Source organism: Catenovulum sp. SX2, assembly GCF_052056295.1.
GTDB lineage: Bacteria > Pseudomonadota > Gammaproteobacteria > Enterobacterales > Alteromonadaceae > Catenovulum.
The window spans coordinates 2,634,122-2,653,791 of the sequence record NZ_CP182493.1 but is presented as its reverse complement, the minus strand read 5'-3'; the positions used below and the strand labels follow the sequence as shown (position 1 = coordinate 2,653,791).

The 19,670-nt window shown below is 40.1% G+C and carries 14 protein-coding genes; 6 read left to right on the top strand and 8 right to left on the bottom strand.

Features of this window, described 5'->3' with window-relative positions; genetic code table 11:
- Positions 1-60 precede the first annotated feature (60 nt).
- From ACMZOO_RS11120 to ACMZOO_RS11090, 7 genes are all read right to left on the bottom strand, one after another.
- Positions 61-3,171 carry an efflux RND transporter permease subunit gene (locus ACMZOO_RS11120; RefSeq protein WP_440903411.1) on the bottom strand — a complete coding sequence of 1,037 codons (3,111 nt, stop codon included), beginning with the start codon at positions 3,169-3,171 and terminating at the stop codon, positions 61-63.
- Positions 3,172-3,225: 54 nt separating this feature from the next.
- Positions 3,226-4,236 carry an efflux RND transporter periplasmic adaptor subunit gene (locus ACMZOO_RS11115; RefSeq protein ID WP_440903410.1) on the bottom strand — a complete coding sequence of 337 codons (1,011 nt, stop codon included), beginning with the start codon at positions 4,234-4,236 and terminating at the stop codon, positions 3,226-3,228.
- Between the two features lie 2 nt (positions 4,237-4,238).
- On the bottom strand, positions 4,239-5,567 hold the full coding sequence (locus tag ACMZOO_RS11110) for a TolC family protein (RefSeq protein ID WP_440903409.1): 1,329 nt from the start codon (positions 5,565-5,567) through the stop codon (positions 4,239-4,241).
- A 56-nt stretch (positions 5,568-5,623) separates the two neighbouring features.
- Positions 5,624-5,965, bottom strand: coding sequence for a hypothetical protein (locus ACMZOO_RS11105; RefSeq protein WP_440903408.1), 342 nt, complete (start codon positions 5,963-5,965; stop codon positions 5,624-5,626).
- Between the two features lie 72 nt (positions 5,966-6,037).
- Positions 6,038-6,940 carry a cation diffusion facilitator family transporter gene (locus ACMZOO_RS11100; protein ID WP_440903407.1) on the bottom strand — a complete coding sequence of 301 codons (903 nt, stop codon included), beginning with the start codon at positions 6,938-6,940 and terminating at the stop codon, positions 6,038-6,040.
- Complete coding sequence (locus ACMZOO_RS11095; RefSeq protein ID WP_440903406.1) at positions 6,933-7,661, bottom strand: transglutaminase-like domain-containing protein; 729 nt, start codon at positions 7,659-7,661, stop codon at positions 6,933-6,935. Before ACMZOO_RS11095 ends, ACMZOO_RS11100 begins: the two co-directional genes overlap by 8 nt.
- Positions 7,662-7,673: 12 nt before the next feature.
- On the bottom strand, positions 7,674-8,330 hold the full coding sequence (locus ACMZOO_RS11090; protein ID WP_440903405.1) for a cation transporter: 657 nt from the start codon (positions 8,328-8,330) through the stop codon (positions 7,674-7,676).
- Positions 8,331-8,409: 79 nt separating this feature from the next.
- Between ACMZOO_RS11090 and cadR the strand changes: the two genes are divergently transcribed.
- The gene (gene cadR / locus ACMZOO_RS11085) at positions 8,410-8,814 is read left to right on the top strand and encodes a Cd(II)/Pb(II)-responsive transcriptional regulator (RefSeq protein WP_440903404.1); all 405 of its coding nucleotides are present in this window, start codon (positions 8,410-8,412) and stop codon (positions 8,812-8,814) included.
- 49 nt (positions 8,815-8,863) lie between these two features.
- Here cadR and ACMZOO_RS11080 read toward each other — a convergent pair whose 3' ends face one another.
- Positions 8,864-10,321 carry an RICIN domain-containing protein gene (locus tag ACMZOO_RS11080; RefSeq protein ID WP_440903403.1) on the bottom strand — a complete coding sequence of 486 codons (1,458 nt, stop codon included), beginning with the start codon at positions 10,319-10,321 and terminating at the stop codon, positions 8,864-8,866.
- A gap of 278 nt (positions 10,322-10,599) precedes the next feature.
- Between ACMZOO_RS11080 and ACMZOO_RS11075 the strand changes: the two genes are divergently transcribed.
- From ACMZOO_RS11075 to ACMZOO_RS11055, 5 genes are all read left to right on the top strand, one after another.
- Complete coding sequence (locus ACMZOO_RS11075; RefSeq protein WP_440903402.1) at positions 10,600-13,824, top strand: glycoside hydrolase family 2 TIM barrel-domain containing protein; 3,225 nt, start codon at positions 10,600-10,602, stop codon at positions 13,822-13,824.
- A 293-nt stretch (positions 13,825-14,117) separates the two neighbouring features.
- On the top strand, positions 14,118-14,813 hold the full coding sequence (locus tag ACMZOO_RS11070) for a MotA/TolQ/ExbB proton channel family protein (protein WP_440903401.1): 696 nt from the start codon (positions 14,118-14,120) through the stop codon (positions 14,811-14,813).
- Positions 14,803-15,234 carry an ExbD/TolR family protein gene (locus ACMZOO_RS11065; RefSeq protein WP_440903400.1) on the top strand — a complete coding sequence of 144 codons (432 nt, stop codon included), beginning with the start codon at positions 14,803-14,805 and terminating at the stop codon, positions 15,232-15,234. Before ACMZOO_RS11070 ends, ACMZOO_RS11065 begins: the two co-directional genes overlap by 11 nt.
- Entirely contained in the window at positions 15,221-16,510 is a 1,290-nt protein-coding gene (locus ACMZOO_RS11060; RefSeq protein WP_440903399.1) for a hypothetical protein, read from the top strand. The genes ACMZOO_RS11065 and ACMZOO_RS11060 overlap by 14 nt, the downstream gene beginning before the upstream one ends.
- Positions 16,511-16,737: 227 nt before the next feature.
- A complete protein-coding gene (locus tag ACMZOO_RS11055; protein ID WP_440903398.1) occupies positions 16,738-19,653 on the top strand; it encodes an insulinase family protein in 2,916 nt (971 codons plus the stop codon).
- Positions 19,654-19,670 lie beyond the last annotated feature (17 nt).

The window sequence follows — 19,670 nt, the reverse complement described above, 5'->3', positions numbered from 1 at the left end:
GGCAATGCTTGTTTTAGAACAGGTTTCTTAGTTTAACGCTCAGAAGCCTGTTCGGCAGTTTTAAAATTTCATTTTGTTGTAAGCAAGCCGATATAGCACGGGCAAAACGATTAAAGTAAGTAAAGTTGAGGAAATAATTCCCCCAATAACCACAGTTGCCAATGGCCTCTGCACTTCAGCTCCAGTTCCGACGTTTAATGCCATAGGAATGAAACCTAAACTGGCAACCAAAGCTGTCATTAATACAGGGCGAAGCCTGATGGTTGCACCTTCGATGATTGAGTTTATTAACTCTCCTGTTTCAAGTAATCGCTGTTTAATGAATGACAGCATTACCAGTCCATTTAATACCGCTATACCTGAAAGGGCAATGAACCCAACAGCAGCAGAAATTGAAAGAGGCATGTCTCTTAACCAAAGCGCCAATACACCACCCGTTAGTGCTAGGGGCACACCGCTAAATATGATCAGCGCATCTTTTATTGAACTAAACGCTATGACGAGCAGTGTTAAAATAACAAACAATGTGGCAGGAACTACGATGGCTAACCTTTGGGTTGCACTCTCCAGTTGTTCAAATGTACCGCCGTATTCAAGCCAATAACCAGCGGGTAAATCAACATTTTGTTTAATTTTTTGCTGCGCCTCTAGTACGAATGAACCTAGATCTCGGTTTCGAACATTGGCGGTGACAACAATTCGTCGCTTACCATTTTCTCGGCTGATTTGACTTGGAACCGTCGTATAATTTAACTCTGAAACCTCACTTACAGGTACAAACTCACCACTTTCTGTTGCGATTGGTAAATTACCTAACTGCTCAAGGTTAGTACGCAACAGCTCTGGGTATCTAACTACAATTTCAAATCTTCTATCACCTTCGAATATTAGCCCTGTGTTTTCACCTGACACCACTGTTGTTAACCAAGATTGTAAATCGCTTACATCTAACCCGTATAAAGCCAATGCTTCAGGTTTGGGATTCACAGTAAAAATAGGTACATCATCAACTTGTTCAAGTCTTGCATCGGCGACGCCTGAAATTGTAGTAAGTGTAGTCAAAATTTCTTGTGCAGAGCTTACAAGCTGGGATAGGTCATCACCGTATAGCTTAATCCCCAAATCAGCCCTTACTCCGCTAATTAATTCGTTAAATCGCATCTGAATAGGTTGGGTGAACTCATAATTATTACCAGGAACTGAGCTTAAATCTTTTTCTAACCTGTCAACAAAGTCCGCTTTCGTTAAATTAGGATTAGGCCATTGTTCTCTGGGCTTTAATATCAAAAAAGTATCCGTCACATTTGGCGGCATTGCATCCGTCGCCACCTCTGCTGTACCCGTTTTTGAAAATACGGTAACAACTTCGTCGTATTCCATAATTTTTTGTTCAAGTATCTTCTGCATTTCAACAGCTTGGTCTATCCCTGTTCCAGGAATACGCATAGCATGTAAGGCAATGTCACCTTCATTAAGTTGTGGAACAAACTCAGAGCCTAATTTACTACCAAGGAATATGCTAAATATTACGAGTAAAGCAGCGCCACAAAGGACTAACCAGCGTAGCTTTAAAGCCCATTTTAAAACTGGACGATACACTGACTTAGCGCCGACAATTATCGGACTTTCTTTTTCACTGATTTTGCCTTTCAAAAATAACGCAACCGCAGCGGGGACGATTGTGAAAGTAAATAGCATTGCAGACAATAGAGCGATGATCACAGTTGCGGCCATCGGGTGAAACATTTTTCCCTCGACACCAGATAAGGTAAACAAAGGCACATAAACAATTGTTATAATCAATACGCCAAAAACGCTAGGTCGTATTACCTCATTGGTAGCAGCGTAAACAATATCTAGCCGCTCTTTTAGGGAAACGACCGAGCCATTTCGTTTTTGGCTTTCTGCTAAGCGTCTAATGCAGTTCTCAACGATTATTACCGCTCCATCAACAATTAATCCAAAATCCAAGGCTCCCAAACTCATTAAATTCGCCGAGACTTTGCTTTGAACCATGCCCGTGATTGTTGCCAACATTGCCAGTGGAATGACAGCTGCGGTAATTAAAGCGGCTCGAATATTACCGAGTAATAGAAACAATACTAAGATAACCAGCAATGCGCCTTCAACTAGGTTTTTCTGTACGGTGCCAATTGCTTTATCAACCAGAGTTGTCCTGTCATATAAGGGAACTATAGACACTCCTTGAGGTAAGCTATTTTGAATTTCACTAAGCTTGTCGCCGACAGCCAATGCCACTGAACGCGAGTTTTCGCCTACCAGCATCATTGCTGTTCCAATTACACTTTCCTTGCCTTCCTGTGATGCTGCACCAGTTCTTAGCTCTTTTCCTATCGCGACTTCAGCGACATCTTTTACTTTTACAAGTGTGCCGTCATCGTTTTTAATAATGACGTTTTGGATGTCTTGAATAGTTTGTAACTGAGCTTGTGAACGAACAAGAATTTGCTGTCCGCTTCTTTCTATAAAACCCGCTCCTTGATTTGCGTTATTTCGCATTACTGCATGTGAGAGAGCTTCATTGGTAATACCGTAGTGCAACATCTTTAACGGATCTGGGTTGATATGGTATTGCTTTTTGTAACCACCAATTGCATTTATTTCTGTGATCCCTTTAACCAATGCAAGCTGTGGTTTCACGACCCAGTCATGGATCTCCCTCAATGCCATAGCATCATAGGGTAAGCCATTATTCTGCTTTGCACTCTCGTCAGCAGTTATACTGTACATGTATATTTCACCTAGGCCCGTAGCTATTGGCCCCATTTCTGGTTCAATGCCAATCGGTAGTTGCTCCTTAATTGCGCTAAGCCGTTCATTGATTAAGTTTCTGGCAAAGTACAGATCTGTGCCTTCTTCGAACACAACAGTCACTTGCGACAGACCATATCGAGAAAGTGAACGGGTATAATCCAGCTTAGGTAAACCCGCCAAGCCAGTTTCGACAATAAACGTGATCCGTTGCTCTGTTTCCAAAGGTGAATAACCTTGAGCCTGCGTGTTTATTTGTACCTGTACATTGGTTATATCTGGCACAGCATCAATAGGTAGCTTTTGATAATTCCACATTCCAAAGCCGATAATAAACAAGGCCATGAGCAACATAGTGCCACGTCTACGGATAGATAATTCTAGTATCCAGGCGATCATATTTTCACCTCGATAATACTGAAGCCAATATGAAGTGAATAAAAAGCGCGGAGGTTAGTGTTCATGTCCAGCCTCCGATTTTTTTAGATCAGCAACTAGCAGATAGCTGTTCTTTACAACCACACTTTCACCGACCTTTAAACCCTCGATGATCGCTATATTGATAGCGTCTGAAGCGCCAGTTTTAACTGGGTTAGGATGGTATTCATTGCCCTCTTTAATAAAAACAACATCATTGCCTTCAAACTCTTGAATGGCTTCTTTTGGCACAACAACTGGAGTAGAGTGTTGATTGGTTGTAACCGCCCCTTTAATTGAAGCGCCAAGTGGCCAGTTGTTCGTTTTGTTATTTAACTTTACAAATGCCAACGAATAAGGCTTGTTGTTTAGAGATGGCGTTAAATAGCTAATGTGCGCACTTTGATTAAATTCAGTGCTTTGAATTAGAACCTGTTGCTTGTCGCTAATTTTGCTAAGCTGGTTCGGAAATACCGACAGTTGTGCCCAAACCACGTCAAAGTTAGCTATTGTCAGCAAGTTTTCCCCATTTGTCAGTTCGCCAATATTTGCTTGCCTAGCGACTACACGTCCAGACATTGGTGCTTTTATCGAATATTGATTTAGGCTCTCATTGGATTCAATCATGACAAGGATTTCGCCTTTTTTAACTTCATCGCCGATATTGGCTTTGATTTCCTTAATAACACCAGGGAACCTTGCGTTGACATGCGCAAGTGAGGCTGGGTCGGCAACTATTTTCCCATATAAAATTTCTTCGTCACGAATAACTCCGCTGGTAACAATGGTGGTTTCAATACCATTTTTTTTCGCCATTTCAGCAGACATGGTTACGAACTCATCCGCGTGTTCATCTCCATGCTTTGCATCTCCACTTTGGTGACTATGTTCTTCATGCTTGTGGGCATGTTCCTCGTGCTGTTCGTTGTTTTGTCCATGTTCATAGGGTTCAGTAGCCCAAGTAGTAATGGTGGTAAAACCAATCACAACAACAAACATTAATTTGATAAGGCTGACTGGTAATTTTAATATTTTGATTGTTTTCATGATTAATTCTCGCTAAAGCTTGAAAGTTGGCTTGCTGTATTACTGGAAGAAATTAAAGGAATGCCTGATAGTGCCTCAATGGCCACACTTTGCTTGTGTACATCACTTGCTGCGAAAATAAGTGCGTATTGCATATCAATAAGCTCTTTTTGCACTGAAACTAACTCCAAATAACTAAAGCGCCCGTCCGAATAGGCTTTTTGCACTAATGCCAACGCCTCTTCTTGCGGTGGAATTATGTTGGTTTGTAATGCTTCCACCGTAAGACGGGCTTCTTCCTGTGCTACATAGAACATAGCTAATTGACTATATAGCGCTCGTTCTGCCGCTTTCTGTTGCTGTTCCACTTCGCTCAATTTTGCTTTTTGGGATTGATAGTTTCCCCTATTTCTATCACTCGAGAATAGAGGGACGCTAACCCCTGCAACCAAGGCTGTGTCGTTGCTGCCTTCAAGCCTTTTTATACCTGCGCTCCAAGTTATATTGGCCTTGCTTTGTGTGTTGATTAATTGCAATTGAGCCTGTTGAACTCTTGACTGCTCAGCATAAGCCGATATATATGGGCTTTGAGAAAGTTGAGCCATAATATATTCGAGCGATTTTATTTTAGGGAATGCAAATAAATCGCCTGAGACACTAGAGAATTGCGGTGACGGCTCTCCCCACATAATCGCTAATTTACGCAGGCTAGCCTCTAGCTGCTTGGATATGGTTAGCGTTTTTAACCTAGCGTTTGCCAGTGCGGCTTCTGCGCGTTTTTGCTCTGATGTTGGTGCTGCCCCAACACGAACTTTTTTTGAGACCGCTTGATAGATTTCTAGTGCTAGCTTTTCTGCATTTTCATTAACAAGCATAACTTGCTGTAAGGTCAAAACATCGATATATCGGGTTGTTACCTCACCCAAAATATCGAGTGTTTGTATTCTTTCTTCAACAGCAATAGCTTGCTTTTGCGCGTTAACATAAAACTTTCTGCTATTTACCTTATCGCCCAGCTCTACAACGGAAGATATCGACAAGGTTAATTCAGCGTCGCTAAGTCCAGATACGTCACCTGTGCCTGCAAAGTTTTCCAATTCAACACCGAAGTTATATTCAGGTTTTAGCTCTGCGGTGACTAATTCGCCGTCTAAACGCTTTTGTTTATATTCAAACGCTGTTAACTGTGGGTTATTTGCAAGCGTTCGTTGTATCGCATCTGATAATGAAACTGATTCAAGATATAAATCATTAGCAAAAGCGATATTAGTTGTCACAATAAATGACAACACAGACAACCGTATTGTTTTTTTCAAAACATTCACGGTAGTCTTAAAATAAGACCAATTCATATTTTGTCCTGTTTATTTTTATGAAACGAGCGAAGGCTGATTGCCTATCGCGCCAATTAAATAAAAGGACTTATTTTGGGAGGGCGAAGTAGTTGAGAAATTGGGGCTTCAATAACTATCTTCAAGTAGTCAAAGAAATGGTTTATTTTAAAGTGTAAGTTTTTACTAATGTAGATTAGCGCGGCAAATTGTACATGTGAACCATTGCAGTGTCCGCAATGATGGCAATCAGCATGGTTATGCTGGCCATTCTCACCTGTTTGTGTCGATTGTGCAGAGGCAGGGTGGTCATCTAAAGCATGAATATGCTGGGTTTTTATGTGTTCAGAATCAAAAACATGAATATCCGCAAGTTTAGCCACAGCAGAAAATGACTGAAGTAATATCAGTAAAATCATAATGTGTGCAGGAAGTCGGTTAATATTCATTTCGTTTTAATTATCACTTAGTTATGCAAATACTACCACTATCTAATGGCTGGCGTCACGACATTGCTCATCTAGAAACTCAATTTCAATTGTAGTATGAGCAAAATCAAACTCTTTAAGTTCATGCCGTAACTCTAGCTTGTACGCTTTCAGTTCTTCATTTGATATTTCTGTATTTAAAACAATATGAGCGGTTAAAACATTGTTTTCACCATCTAATGACCAAATATGCAGGTGATGCACTTCACCGACAATGGATTTTGATAGCACTCTTGATTTTATGCTTTCAATAAGCTCAATATCTGGCGCAGCTTGCAAAAACAGCATAAGAGTCGATTTCAATGTCCCGAGTACATTAAACAATATAAAAAGTGTGAAACAAATCGACAAAATGGGATCAAGTATAGGCCAGTCAACAAACATCAGGATTATCGAAACAACAAATATAGCGACCCAACCTAATACATCTTCAAGCAAGTGCCAGTTTAACACTCGTTCATTGAGTGTTTTTCCGTGACTTAGCTTATAGGCAGCGTAACCATTTACCAGCATGCCAAAAATTGCCAATAAAAGCATTCCCTCTACTTGCGGCATTTCAGGGTTGGCGAGTCTTGGTATGGCCTCTATTAGTATAAATATGGAACCAACAGTGAGCACTAAACCATTAATCAGGGCGCCAAGTAGTGAAAACCTCTTGTAGCCGTATGAAAATCGGTTAGACGCTGGTTTGTTACTCAGCTTATTTAAAACCCATGACATACCTATGGAAATACTATCCCCTAAATCATGGATTGCATCAGCCATAATCGCCGTACTATTGGTTAACCAACCACCGATAAACTCGACTATGGTAAATGTTAAGTTTAGAAAAAATGCCCAGCCAATCCGTTTTGAAGCGCCTTCATCATTATGAGAGTGATTATGACCGTGAGAATGACTATGCATGTTGAGCCTCGGCATTTACATTTTGTCCTCTAAGCCTTTGAACATTCCAATTAATGATATAACGGATAAAGTTTTGGTACGCCCTTCGTTTAATCCCAGTTAGATTGGTTCCTTGCTCAGCATAGAATTCATCGGGTGAGTCATAAATGCCAAAGTCATCGTGTATGCCTTCCTTTTGGATATAAGTATTTGTTCCTGTCCATTCAGTCTCTGGCTTTGCTAAGCAGGTAGTAGCAATACCATAGCCACAGAAACTCTCTTTTGTTTGACTGAATTTGGATTGAATTGCACTTAAGTAGGTTTCATCCAGAATAAAGCCTTCTAAATCGAGCCATTCACCATTAAATAAGACTTCTACCCAACTATGGATAATATATTTAGGTGCAAGCCAAAATACATAAGCGGGAATAGCACCTTTTTGAAGTTGTTGATCAATCGTAAAACCATGAAATCGGCATTGAATACCAAGTGCCCGTAATAGAGCCATCAACAAGTTTCCCTTGGTATTGCACTGCCCATAGCCATCAGCCAAAACTTCACTTGCGGCTATATCGTCACTACGGTTATAACCGAATTGAATCTCGTCTTTAACAAATGTGTAAGCTTCACCTATCTTGTTGTAATCATCCAAGGCTTGCCAATTACGCTCAGCTATCAATGATTGAATATTGTGATCATCAAAGTCTAATATTTGTGTTTTTTCTAAATAATGGACACTCATTGCCACTCTCCATCAAGAACATGATTTTGATTTGCTCCCGCTACAGCTACTACTTTCGCTTGTTGATTCAACATTGCTAAGTTCTTTCTTCGCATCAGTAATAATTAGATAAGCGCCTCTTAAAATTAACATGGCAATGACACTACCAATTACAATATCAGGCCAACGCGAATCAAGTAGCATCACCAGAACACCAGCAGCAATAACCCCCATATTTGCAATTACATCGTTGGCTGAAAATATCCAGCTTGCACGCATATGCACTTCACCATTGTTATGCTTCCTTATTAAAACTAAACAAATGACGTTCGCTATTAATGCGATAAAACCAAAGCCGATCATAAACCAAGAGTGTGGTTCACCTTCTCCGAGTATTCTTCTTGCTATGTCAAAGATAATCAATAAACCAAGCGTTAGCTGAAAATAGCCACTAATAAGAGCAGCATTGGCTTTATGTTTTAATGTTCTACTTACTGCATATAGAGCAATACCATAGACAATTGCATCAGCAAGCATATCCATAGAATCTGCTATCAAGGCTGTCGAATTGGCATATAGACCTACAGTTATCTCAGCGATGAACATAATGGCATTAATGCCGAGCAACCAATAAAGCACAATTTTTTGTTGTGCATCTTTTAATTCAACTTCACAACCACATCCGCTCATAAATCATTCCTAGTAATTTATTTAATAACCTAACTATAAAGTCTATACTTGGTATAGGGTCAAATAAATTTTTATCATTATGAAGATTGGCGAGATAGCAGATATAACCGGGTGTAGTGTTCAAACCATTCGCTTCTATGAGCGCAAAGGTTTACTTGAGCAGCCAAATCGAACTGAAGGTAATTACCGTATTTACTCGCAAGAGACGTTAGAACAACTCATCTTCATTAAACAATGTCGAGCCCATGACATGTCAATCCAAGAAATTTCGTATTTGTTAGAAAGCAGAGAAACACCGGAACAAAGCTGCGACAGTGTAAACGCCATAATTAATGAACACATAGAACAGATTACGGCGAAAATAGAAGAGTTGAACGCACTGAAAGCGAGCTTAAATAAAATGGCAAACTCATGTTCGGCAAACCGGAAAATAAAAGATTGCGGTATTTTATCTAATTTAAAACAAGCAAACTTTCCGAAATGAAACGTTTGTAATATACCAAAACTGTAAGCTCAAATATCAGCGACTAGACTTACTGACTAATCAATTCAAAAATTTGATTATTATTGCCAGCAATACAATCCCACTGAACAATGTTGGCACCATCTGCGCTTGAGATAGCTTCAACATCTAAACACTTTTCACTGGTGCGATTAATAATGCGCCATTTGCCACTACCAGCACTTTGGAAACGGAATTGTTGATTTTGTCCACCCCAATAATTCCACAACATAGCATTTGCACCATTGCTAGAAGACCCTGAATCAATATCTATCCCCAAGTTAGGTGCACGCACTGGTGAAATTCTGTGCCAAATGCCATCCACAGGTTGAATGATAAATTTTTGGCAATCGTTATTTAACCAAGACCATTGTTGAATATTAGTACCACTGTTGGCACCACAAGCTGCCACATCAACTGCTTTACCACTGTGCACAGGCATAATGCGGTAGGTGCCATTAACTGTACCATTGTTGCTTGAGCCACCACCTGGTGTTGTACCAACAGGATCACAACCCGATACATTAATGCTTGAAGAATCGGTACGAACTAACTGACAGTTAGGGTTACCATTTGAAACGCTACCACCTAATACATGGGTGTTTGATGCATCTTCTAAAAAGATACCTTGCGACCAAGTCGTATCAATATCTACATAGTTAACTGTAGTGCCATGGCTATCACTAACACTAAAGAAACCACGACCTGAGTTACGCGAATAAACACTGTTTACCGTAACATTTGGGCCATTGCCATTAGCAACCCTAAAGGTTGCATAACCGCCACCCCAGTTGTTGTAGTGGCCAACCACGTTGCCCACAGTACCATTACGCGAGTCGTTTAATAACAAACCACAACCACCCGAATTGGTTACTGTAACATCACCAATAGTGAAACCGTCTACCCCATAAGTTTCAATACCGTGGCCAGTAGAGCCATTAATATTAATATTGCCAGTAATGGTTAAGTTAGAAGAAGCTCCGGTTGATGCGTCTACACGAATACCTAAACCAACTGAAGAGTGCTGGCTTAAATCCATAGTGATGTTTTCAAAGGTAATATTCGAACAACCTCTAAACCACACACCATATCTAGGATTACCAACCACATGCATGTTGCGCACAGTAATATTGTTGCGGCGATCACAATACACAGGCACAACTAAATCACCGCCATTGGCATTGACTTGATGACCATGAAAGTCGAGGGTTTGACCTGATTGTGGACGAATAGAATAAACATTGTCGCCATCTGGGCCACTATCACCTGAGTTACGAATATTAATAGTGCCCGCGCCCATATTATTCGCAGCCGCATTTATCGCATCAAAATAACGGCTACCTTGGTAAACTGAAACCCCATCTACCCGAGCTAACCAAGAGCCATCAGAATTACGTGTTACTTCAGCATCTGCAAACGCAGCGCTATGCCAAAGCATAGATAACCCAGCCAGTGCAACTGGCAGGATTTTTGTTAGTGTCTTAATCATTATTAGATCCTTACTTATGTTGTATGTAAGCAAGCCATTAACCATTAATTAACATTAATGACCGCCTAGCAAGTGTAATAAATGATCAAAATAAGATCAAATAAGATTGATAGTGATTATTATTAATAATTTATGACTTTTATGAGTTAATTTAAAAGAATTTTTTGCAAAAAGCGTCAAGTAACTCTGATAAAAATAGTATTACTTATGTGAATTTAGTTGTATTTATGTAACAATTAAACCAACAAGTTAAACGTTTACCTAAATGGATAATTAACATGCTGCTTCAATCAAAAAAAAACCAGCTTAAAACATCTAAAACTTTTGCACGCAACAGCTTAGTTAGCGCAATTGCACTTATTTGCACAGCCTGTGGTACAACAGATCCAACTGCGAGTTCAGCCTCGAACAAATCCGCACAAACCACAGCGGTTGAGTGGGAAAACCCACAAATATTCGCGCAAAATAAATTACCGGCACGCGCAACCTTTTTTGCTTTTGAATCAGCAGAGTTAGCCGATAAAAACCAACGCCAAGCATCCAACAATTTTTTATCATTAAATGGCGATTGGTATTTTAACTTTGTCAAAAAACCAGCTGACCGCCCTGCCGACTTTTGGCAAAACAATTTTGATCACAGCCAATGGGCACAAATACAAGTACCGAGCAATTGGGAACTGCAAGGCTTTGGTACACCACACTACGTAAATATAGATTATGTGTTTCCGGCTAATCAGCCATTTATTCCACACGATTACAATCCAGTTGGCTCCTATATAAAAACCTTTGAATTGCCGCAAAACTGGCAACAACAAAAAGTGGTTTTACACTTTGGTGCGGTTAACTCAGCTATGTATGTTTGGGTAAATGGCAAAAAAGTTGGTTATAGCCAAGGCTCCAAATTACCGGCTGAATTTGATATCAGCCAATATGTAACCAGTGGCGAAAACAAAATTGCAGTTGAGGTTTACCGTTGGTCTGACGGCAGTTATTTAGAAGACCAAGATGCCTGGAGTTTAAGTGGTATCGACCGCGAAGTATTTGTGTATGCAACACCAGAAAATCATATAGCTGACTATACAGTAACGGCAGATTTAGACTCGACCTATAAAAACGGTGTATTTAACCTAGCATTAGATTTTGCAGGCAAAGCCGCGGTTAGCCAAATTGAAGTGTCAGTGTTTGACGGCAATAAAGAAGTTTTCAGCAAAAAATACTCAGGGCCAATTAGCGCACAACAAACATTAGATATTGCCGGAACAATTAACAATATCCAGCCATGGTCTGCTGAAACACCTAAACTATATCAACTCAAAATTGCTGCCAATATCAATGGCCAGCAACAACACATTCAACAAGCGATTGGTTTTCGCAACTTAAAAATGCAGCATGGTCAGTTTTTAGTCAACGGCAAAGCTGTAACTATTCGTGGTGTAAACCGCCATGAGCATGATCCAGTAACGGGCAAAACCTTAAGTTTGGCGGGTATGATTAAAGACATTGAGATAATGAAAAATCTTAATGTAAATGCAGTGCGAACTTCACATTACCCGAACGACCCTCGCTGGTATGAGTTATGCGACAAATACGGTATTTACGTATTAGATGAAGCTAACATTGAATCGCACGAATATATGCAAATTGGTAACGGCAAAGGCATCAACAACAGCGAAGTGCAACAACAACACTTTTTAGGTTATAAACCGGAATGGCTTGCCGCCCACGTAGATCGTGTGCAACGCATGGTAGAGCGCGATAAAAACCATCCATCAATTATTTTGTGGTCATTAGGCAACGAAGCTGGTTTCGGTACAGCATTTGAAAAAGCCGCTGAGTGGATCAAATTAAACGATGCAAGTCGCCCAGTAACCTACGGTGGTTGGGGTACGGTAGATGGTCACTCGCCGCTTGAATACGTCGACATTTATACGCCAATGTACGACTTTTTATATGAAATGGAAGATTGGGCACGCAGCAATCCACAACAACCTATGATCCAAGCAGAATACGCCCATGCTATGGGTAACAGCATGGGTAATTTGCAAGAATATTGGAATTTAATTTATCAATATCCACAACTACAAGGTGGCTTTGTTTGGGATTGGGTTGACCAAACCTTGTTTAAAACCAATGAGCAAGGCCAACAAATTATGGCTTATGGTGGTGATTTTGGTGAAAGCCCACGCCCAGATTCAGACAACTTTTTAGCCAATGGGGTTATTCAGTCAGATCGCACATTAAACCCACACGCGCATGAGCTGAAAAAAGTCTATCAACCTTTGTATTTTGCAGCGGTTGACCTGAAACAAAATTTATTTGTAATCGACAATAAACATAACTTTATTGGCGCAGACAATTTCAGCTACGACTGGCAACTATTCAAAAATGGTGAATTAGTTGAACAAGCTGAGATCAAAGGCATAAAAGCCGCAGCGGGTGATAAACAAGTATTTAAACTACCAGCGGCTAAACATGCATTTGCTGACGATGCTGAATACCACTTAACCATTCGCGCTAAAGCCAAAGCAAACAAAATTGCCTTTATAAACAAAGACCAAGTAGTCGCTTGGGAACAATTTGCTTTAACGCCGAGCCAGTTTAATTTCGGCCAAGCAAAACCTGTGGCAGTGCAACTTAAACAGACTGAACAACAAGTTAATTTAAGCAGCGCACACTTTGCACTCTCTTTTGATAAAACATCAGGGCGCATTAGTAGTTATACAATTGACGGCCAACAAGTTATTCAACAAGGTTTACGTGCAAACACTTGGCGTGTCACCACAGATAACGACCACGGTGCGCGTTTACACAATAAATTAGCCCTATGGAAACAAGCTAGTGAACAGCAAGTGCTAGAAAGCATAGATGTACAACAACTGAATGCGAATTTAGTTCAAGTGAAGACGGTGCATAAAATGGGAGACAACAGCGCGTTATTCTTTACCGAATATTTAGTTGATGGCAGTGGCCGCATAGAAGTAACCGCAGAATTCGCTCCACAAAAATGGGCTATGCCTATGTTGCCAAAAGTAGGTATGCAAATGCAGCTAGCCGGTGACTTTAAACAATTTAGTTGGTTTGGCCGCGGCCCACACGAAAACTATGTAGACCGCAATACAAGTGCAGCAGTTGGGTTATACCAAGCACACGTTGACGAGCAATACCACGACTATTCGCGCCCACAAGAAACCGGCAATAAAACCGATGTACGCTGGTTTACCTTAGTCAATAAACAAGGTTTAGGCATTCGAATTGCCGGTAAACAATATTTAAGCATTAGCGCTTTGCCTATGTTAGACAGCGACTTAGATCACGAACGCCGCGAAATTCACCTGCACGGCCAAGAAGTACCAATTCGCGACTTAGTAAATGTGAATATAGACTTAAAACAAATGGGTGTTGGTGGTGATAACTCATGGGGCGCACTACCACATGTGCAATATCAAATACCGAGTGCGCACTACAAATATGGCTTTGTGATTGAACCTGTGTTTGGAAACTGAGTTAAATTTAGCTAAACCAATTTAGGGATAATTTTCCTGATAATTACCCGGTTATATGGATAATTATCCCTAATTGACTAAGTAACCAAGCTTATTACTGATAAATTAAATCCTCATCTTTGTTCTGCCGTAAACTAACCAATAAAATAACTTTATCGACGTGGCGCTAAGGCGCTAATATTGCACCCAAGAGATTGATTTATCGTATATAACTCCTCTTGGCGAATTTATTTAATTTAGGTACACTCACCAAATAGTATTATTAATAACAAATTTATGACAAGGACTGTTGCATGCGCATTTTTGCTATACGCACCTTCTGTATACTTTCTTTTATACCTTTTTCGGCAGCAGATATGTCTGTGATGGACATAGCTAGTCTATTCGGGATCTCAGGCGCAATTATAGTTGGTTTATCTCTGTTAACCTTAGCTGTGGTGTTAGAAAGATTTAAACACTTTAGCCGTAAAAACATAGTGCCCAAACAACTGCTCAGCCAAATAAATGATTTATGGCATGGCGGCGAACATCAACAAATTCAGCAAGTATGCGCAGACAACGCCAGCACCTTAGCCAATACCTTGTCTTACGTAAATAAACATAGGCATCATGGTTTTGAACTTGTATCGAACGGCGCTGGAGATGTTGCTTCGTTAGAGTTTAGAAAACACCTAGAAAAAATATACCCACTTGCAGTTGTTGCCACCATAGCGCCACTCGCCGGTTTATTGGGTACAGTAGTTGGCATGATAGAGGCTTTTTATATAGTTGCAGCCACAGGCGCAATTGGTGATGCGAGCATACTGGCCGACGGTATTTACAAAGCTTTGTTTACCACAGCAGCAGGTTTATTTGTTGCCTTACCAGCCATGGGTTTTCATCATTATTTTAAAAGCAAAATAACCTTATACAGTTTAGAACTTGAAGAACAAGTGAGTAACTTTATCAGCGACTGGTTCTCCAACAAGGAACACTTAGATGCGCGTTAATTTAGGTGATAAAGAAAATATTGAACCTAATTTAGCACCACTACTCGACTGCATATTTTTGTTGTTAATTTTCTTTTTAGTCGCAACAACTTTTGACAAGAAAGAGCAGCAACAGGATGAGGTTCAACAACTGAATATATCTTTACCCGAATCTAAAGCTGCATTGTCTCCACTAACAGTGCTAAACGACCCATTTGTACTCGGCGTAGATCGCCACGGAAAATATTATTTAGCCGGGAAAAGAGTGGATGTTAAACAGCTACATCAAGCAATAAAACAGCAAGCGCAAGCGAATCCGCAGCGTCAGGTACGAATAGATGGTGATAAAAACACCCCACTACAATACCTAGTTTATTTGTTGGATTTATGCGAATTTGAAGGATTAACCAATATTGGAGTTCGCGCCCGTGCGAATCAATAATGCGGAAAACACAGCCGAGAACAAACCACAAAACTTCTGGGTAAGCTCGGTACAATGGCATCTTGTGTTGGCGATTGTGATTGGTTACAACCTAGAATATTTTTTGCCTGATCAACATATTCAGCAACAACGAATAGAAGCGATTGAATACACCCGCCAAGCCTATCGACAATCCATCGCCGACAAAGTTGCCGAAATGCGTGAGTTAGAATCCTTGTTGACACAAATGGATCAATTGCAAAATCCCGGACTAGCGACAGAACGAGACGAAGAACAAGCGAGCGACACATCTGATTTCGAGCAAATGACAGCCCAAGAGCTGTATCAAGAATCAGAACAAGTATTAGCAGCAATAAAACAACAACAGCAACAAGTTGTAGAGGAGAAATTAGCAAACCTAGCAGGAGAACAAGAGTCGCAATCAAGTGCAACGGCAACTCAAACTGACGACCCAGCAAAAACAGCCGCAACAAATAACCAGCAGCTAGATACACAACAAGGTTTAAGCGACGAGCAATTACTTGCCAAAGTAGAACAGAACCAACAACAAGCGCGAGAGATTTTTCAGCAACTAACTGCTGACGCTCAACGGCAGCAAGCAGGCAACTCTGCCGCATTGGCTGGCAATCAACAAACTGACAATCAATATGCTTTTGCTCTGCAACAGCTGATAGATAAAGTTGGTTATGCATATCGTTTTGACAATCAGCCTAAAGCCAACGATGCATTGCAGCATACAGGCCCCAAAATACATATAGACCAAACCCAACCACTAGGGCGAAAACTGGTAAAAAGCGCGATGAATGCCAGCAATACCTCACCTTGGTTAAGGTTAGATACTTGGTACGTAATTGGCCCATTTGACAATAAAAAGCGTGAGCAGATAGATACACAATTTCCACCTGAGCATAAAGTTGATCTTGGTGCGATTTATTTAGGCAAAGATCAACGTCCACTCAAATGGCAATATCAACAATATGACGATGTATTTATTATTCCAATAGGCTTAGACGAATATGAAATTTATTACGCCTACACCACAATAAAATCAGATGTCGCACGCGAAGTGTGGTTAGCCATAGGTACGGATGATCAATCTAAAATATGGCTAAATGAGCAGAAAATTTGGTCAAGCGAATATCATCATAAACCTTGGCGCATCGACGAAGCTTATCTCAAAGTACAATTAAAAGCTGGCGAAAATACCCTGTTGCTTAGGTTAGAAAACGGCGAATACATCGGCGGATTTTCCATTGCAATGGCTGCGGTTAATTAGCGCTATAGCTGTTCTCACTCCACAATTTTTTGCTAAACAAAACATTGTATTAACAATTTAACTGCATTAACATAAAACCAAATTTAATCACAATTAATCAAAATAAAACTTAACTAATCAAATTTTATTTAATCAACACTCTACATAATATGATTTTTAAACCTTCAGGGATGATGAATGGTCTTGCACGTATTTGCTGTCTCTGACTTAACAAACCAAGGAAGTTTATGAAAACACCTGCTTTTACAAAGCTCGCATCAATCAGTGCTATAACTCTGTGTTTAGCTGCTTGCCAACAAAATGAAACCCTTTCCCAAGTGTCACAAGCTAATTTTCAGCCCAAGGCTAGTTTGCCCGCTGAATATGTGACTGATGGCGTATTAGTTAAAAACATTCAAGATAAACGCCATTACCGCTATGTAACTTTGGAAAATGGTTTACAAGTTATGCTGGTTTCCGACCCAAATGTTAAAACAGCGGCGGCGTCATTGTCGGTTGGGGTTGGCAGCAACCAAAATCCTGAAAATTTCTTAGGATTAGCCCACTATTTAGAGCATATGGTGATCCAAAGCTCAAAAAAATACCCTGAAGAAAATGAGTTTGGCAAATATGTTGCGACTAACGCGGGTGGACACAATGCTTTTACTGCTGACCGAAATACCACTTACCTATTTCAAATAAATGCAGACGCATTAGAAGGTGCATTAGACCGTTTGGCCGCGGCAATTGCCGAACCAATTTTTGAAGAAAACTTTAGTGAGCGTGAGCGCAATGCGGTGCAGGCAGAATGGGATCGTAATTTAAATAATCCAGGCTTTGATGTCTTTATTGCTGGCAAACAATTAATGAATCCACAGCACCCCTTTACTAAGTTTAACGTTGGTAATTTAGCCACATTAAAAGATCAGCCAAATAAAAGTTTAAACCAAGCTTTGTGGGATTTTTATAACCAATATTATTCTGCAAATATCATGACGCTTGCCATTGTTAGTAATCAATCACTCGATTGGTTAGAAGCCAAAGCAAATAGTTATTTTTCGCCAATTAAAAATCGCAATATTGATCGCCCACAAACCTCAGAGCTTGCTTACACCCAAACGGGCAAAGCTGTGAATATTCAAATTCCACAAGATACCGATTTTTTACAGGTGTTTTTCCCAATCAATGATCAAAATTATCCACGTTACACCCACGCGGGTAAATTTATTATGCGTCAACTAAATAGGCATGACGACACAGCTTTGTTAGGTTCATTACGCAAAGCTGGGTTAACCCATGACGCAGGCTGCAGCTATGCTGAGCAAGCTTATGAAACCCAAGGTCGATTACAGTGTCATTTTAATTTAACTGACAAAGGCGCAGCAGATAAAAACCAGGTCGTTTCGGCCCTATTTAGTTATATCGACATAATCAAACAGCAAGCGCTAACCGCTGATTATATTGCTGAATACGAACATATTTTGGCAAAACAACGTCAGCGTTTTAGTGATACAGCCCCACAACATTTTGCGCCCAAACTGTCGCAAACCATGTTAGAGCATGAAGCCAAATATGTATTAATGCCCAACCAGTTTTACCTTGGGTTTGATAAACAACAAGCAGAACAAATTTTGGCACAAGTGACGCCTGAAAATATGCTTATCAATAATATTGGTAAAAATGTTACTGCCGACCAACAAATACCTTATGCCAAACATAAATATTCGATAGAAACTTTGCCCGTGTTTCAACCTGTTGCTGAGTTAGCGGTTAATTTACAGTTACCAGCAGCGCAATTGCCGCAACAAAGTGAACAGTTGGTGCAACAAACTCAGCAAAAAAATTATCAAAAACCAACAGCTGTACACAGTGAAAAAGGTTTAGAAGTGTATTTGGCCACCAGCCAATATTTTGCCGATGAAGATAAAGCAATCACCACAGCTTCTATTGAATCCCCGCTCACCCGCGCATCCGCGAAAAACTTGCTGATGAATGCCATGTTGACTGAGTTATTACAAAAACAAACTCGAACTACAGCAGAAAATGCCAAATTAATGGATACCTTGCATATAGCTGTATCAGGCAATCCAAATGGCTATAGTCAAATATTGTTAGACGGGCCATTGGCAGTACAACAAAAATATTTAACCCAGCTATTCACTGAGTTTAACCAATTGCAGATCAGCCAAACAACATTTGATGATATTAAAGCGCGTTACCTCAAAGGTTACAAAGATATGGAGAAACGCCCTCCGGCTCAACAAACCTTTGCTAAATGGCGTCTGACTTATCAACTATATGCCGACCTATTCACACCAACTGAAACTATAACAGCGCTAGAAAGTTTAACTTTGACTGATATGCAAAAATTCCATAAACAAATGTTGCAAGGCCAGCTGAATGTATTGTCGTTAAGCAATATGCCAAAAAGCCAATTAGTTGAATTAGCCCAAGCAGCACGTCAAGCAATGGGTGAACCGACTGGAGAAAAACCAAATAATAACAACAATTTCAAACCAACACTTGGTAAACAAGTGAGTGTTACTGAATCTGTTACCGCCAACGACGTTGTATTGTTACTCGGTTTTATCGCACCAGACAAAAGTGACCAAACCCTAGCGAATTTAACGGTTTTAAACCAATATATGCACCCAGCATTTTTTAATAGTTTGCGTACTCAACAACAGCTTGGTTATGGTGTAAACAGCCAAGCGCTAAAAATTCACGACTACCCAACTCAAATGTTTTTTGTGCAAAGCAACAACACTGATTTAGCTAGTTTGTACAATAAAATAATTGATTTTACTCAAGCATTTGAGCCTGAATTAGCCAAGCTGCCTGAACAAACCATAAGCCAAACCATAAGCGCGATTATTCAACAAGTTGAACAAAAACCAACAGACATTCGCAAAGAATATCAAGCATTTGCGGGTGACTGGTATCAGCACAATTGGCAATTTGATAGTAGAGATAATCTTGTAGCCGCGTTAAAACAAGTGACTAAACAAAGTTTAATGGCGACTTATCAATCGTTAATTTTACAAGGCCAACATGAACAGTTTGCCGTGCAATACCGAGGTGAAAACTTTAAAGACACTCAATTTGCTGAGTTAAAAAGCTTAACAACTGAGCAAGCAGAAAGTATGCAAACCGCAGCACGCTAGTTTGCACTGTAATTTAC

What these genes read in the sequence shown, in the direction of transcription:
- ACMZOO_RS11120 (WP_440903411.1), bottom strand. Translation starts at nt 3,171, where the DNA reads ATGATCGCCTGGATACTAGAATTATCTATCCGTAGACGTGGCACTATG.
- ACMZOO_RS11115 (WP_440903410.1), bottom strand. Translation starts at nt 4,236, where the DNA reads ATGAAAACAATCAAAATATTAAAATTACCAGTCAGCCTTATCAAATTA.
- ACMZOO_RS11110 (WP_440903409.1), bottom strand. Translation starts at nt 5,567, where the DNA reads ATGAATTGGTCTTATTTTAAGACTACCGTGAATGTTTTGAAAAAAACA.
- ACMZOO_RS11105 (WP_440903408.1), bottom strand. Translation starts at nt 5,965, where the DNA reads ATGATTTTACTGATATTACTTCAGTCATTTTCTGCTGTGGCTAAACTT.
- ACMZOO_RS11100 (WP_440903407.1), bottom strand. Translation starts at nt 6,940, where the DNA reads ATGCATAGTCATTCTCACGGTCATAATCACTCTCATAATGATGAAGGC.
- ACMZOO_RS11095 (WP_440903406.1), bottom strand. Translation starts at nt 7,661, where the DNA reads ATGAGTGTCCATTATTTAGAAAAAACACAAATATTAGACTTTGATGAT.
- ACMZOO_RS11090 (WP_440903405.1), bottom strand. Translation starts at nt 8,330, where the DNA reads ATGAGCGGATGTGGTTGTGAAGTTGAATTAAAAGATGCACAACAAAAA.
- cadR (WP_440903404.1), top strand. Translation starts at nt 8,410, where the DNA reads ATGAAGATTGGCGAGATAGCAGATATAACCGGGTGTAGTGTTCAAACC.
- ACMZOO_RS11080 (WP_440903403.1), bottom strand. Translation starts at nt 10,321, where the DNA reads ATGATTAAGACACTAACAAAAATCCTGCCAGTTGCACTGGCTGGGTTA.
- ACMZOO_RS11075 (WP_440903402.1), top strand. Translation starts at nt 10,600, where the DNA reads ATGCTGCTTCAATCAAAAAAAAACCAGCTTAAAACATCTAAAACTTTT.
- ACMZOO_RS11070 (WP_440903401.1), top strand. Translation starts at nt 14,118, where the DNA reads ATGCGCATTTTTGCTATACGCACCTTCTGTATACTTTCTTTTATACCT.
- ACMZOO_RS11065 (WP_440903400.1), top strand. Translation starts at nt 14,803, where the DNA reads ATGCGCGTTAATTTAGGTGATAAAGAAAATATTGAACCTAATTTAGCA.
- ACMZOO_RS11055 (WP_440903398.1), top strand. Translation starts at nt 16,738, where the DNA reads ATGAAAACACCTGCTTTTACAAAGCTCGCATCAATCAGTGCTATAACT.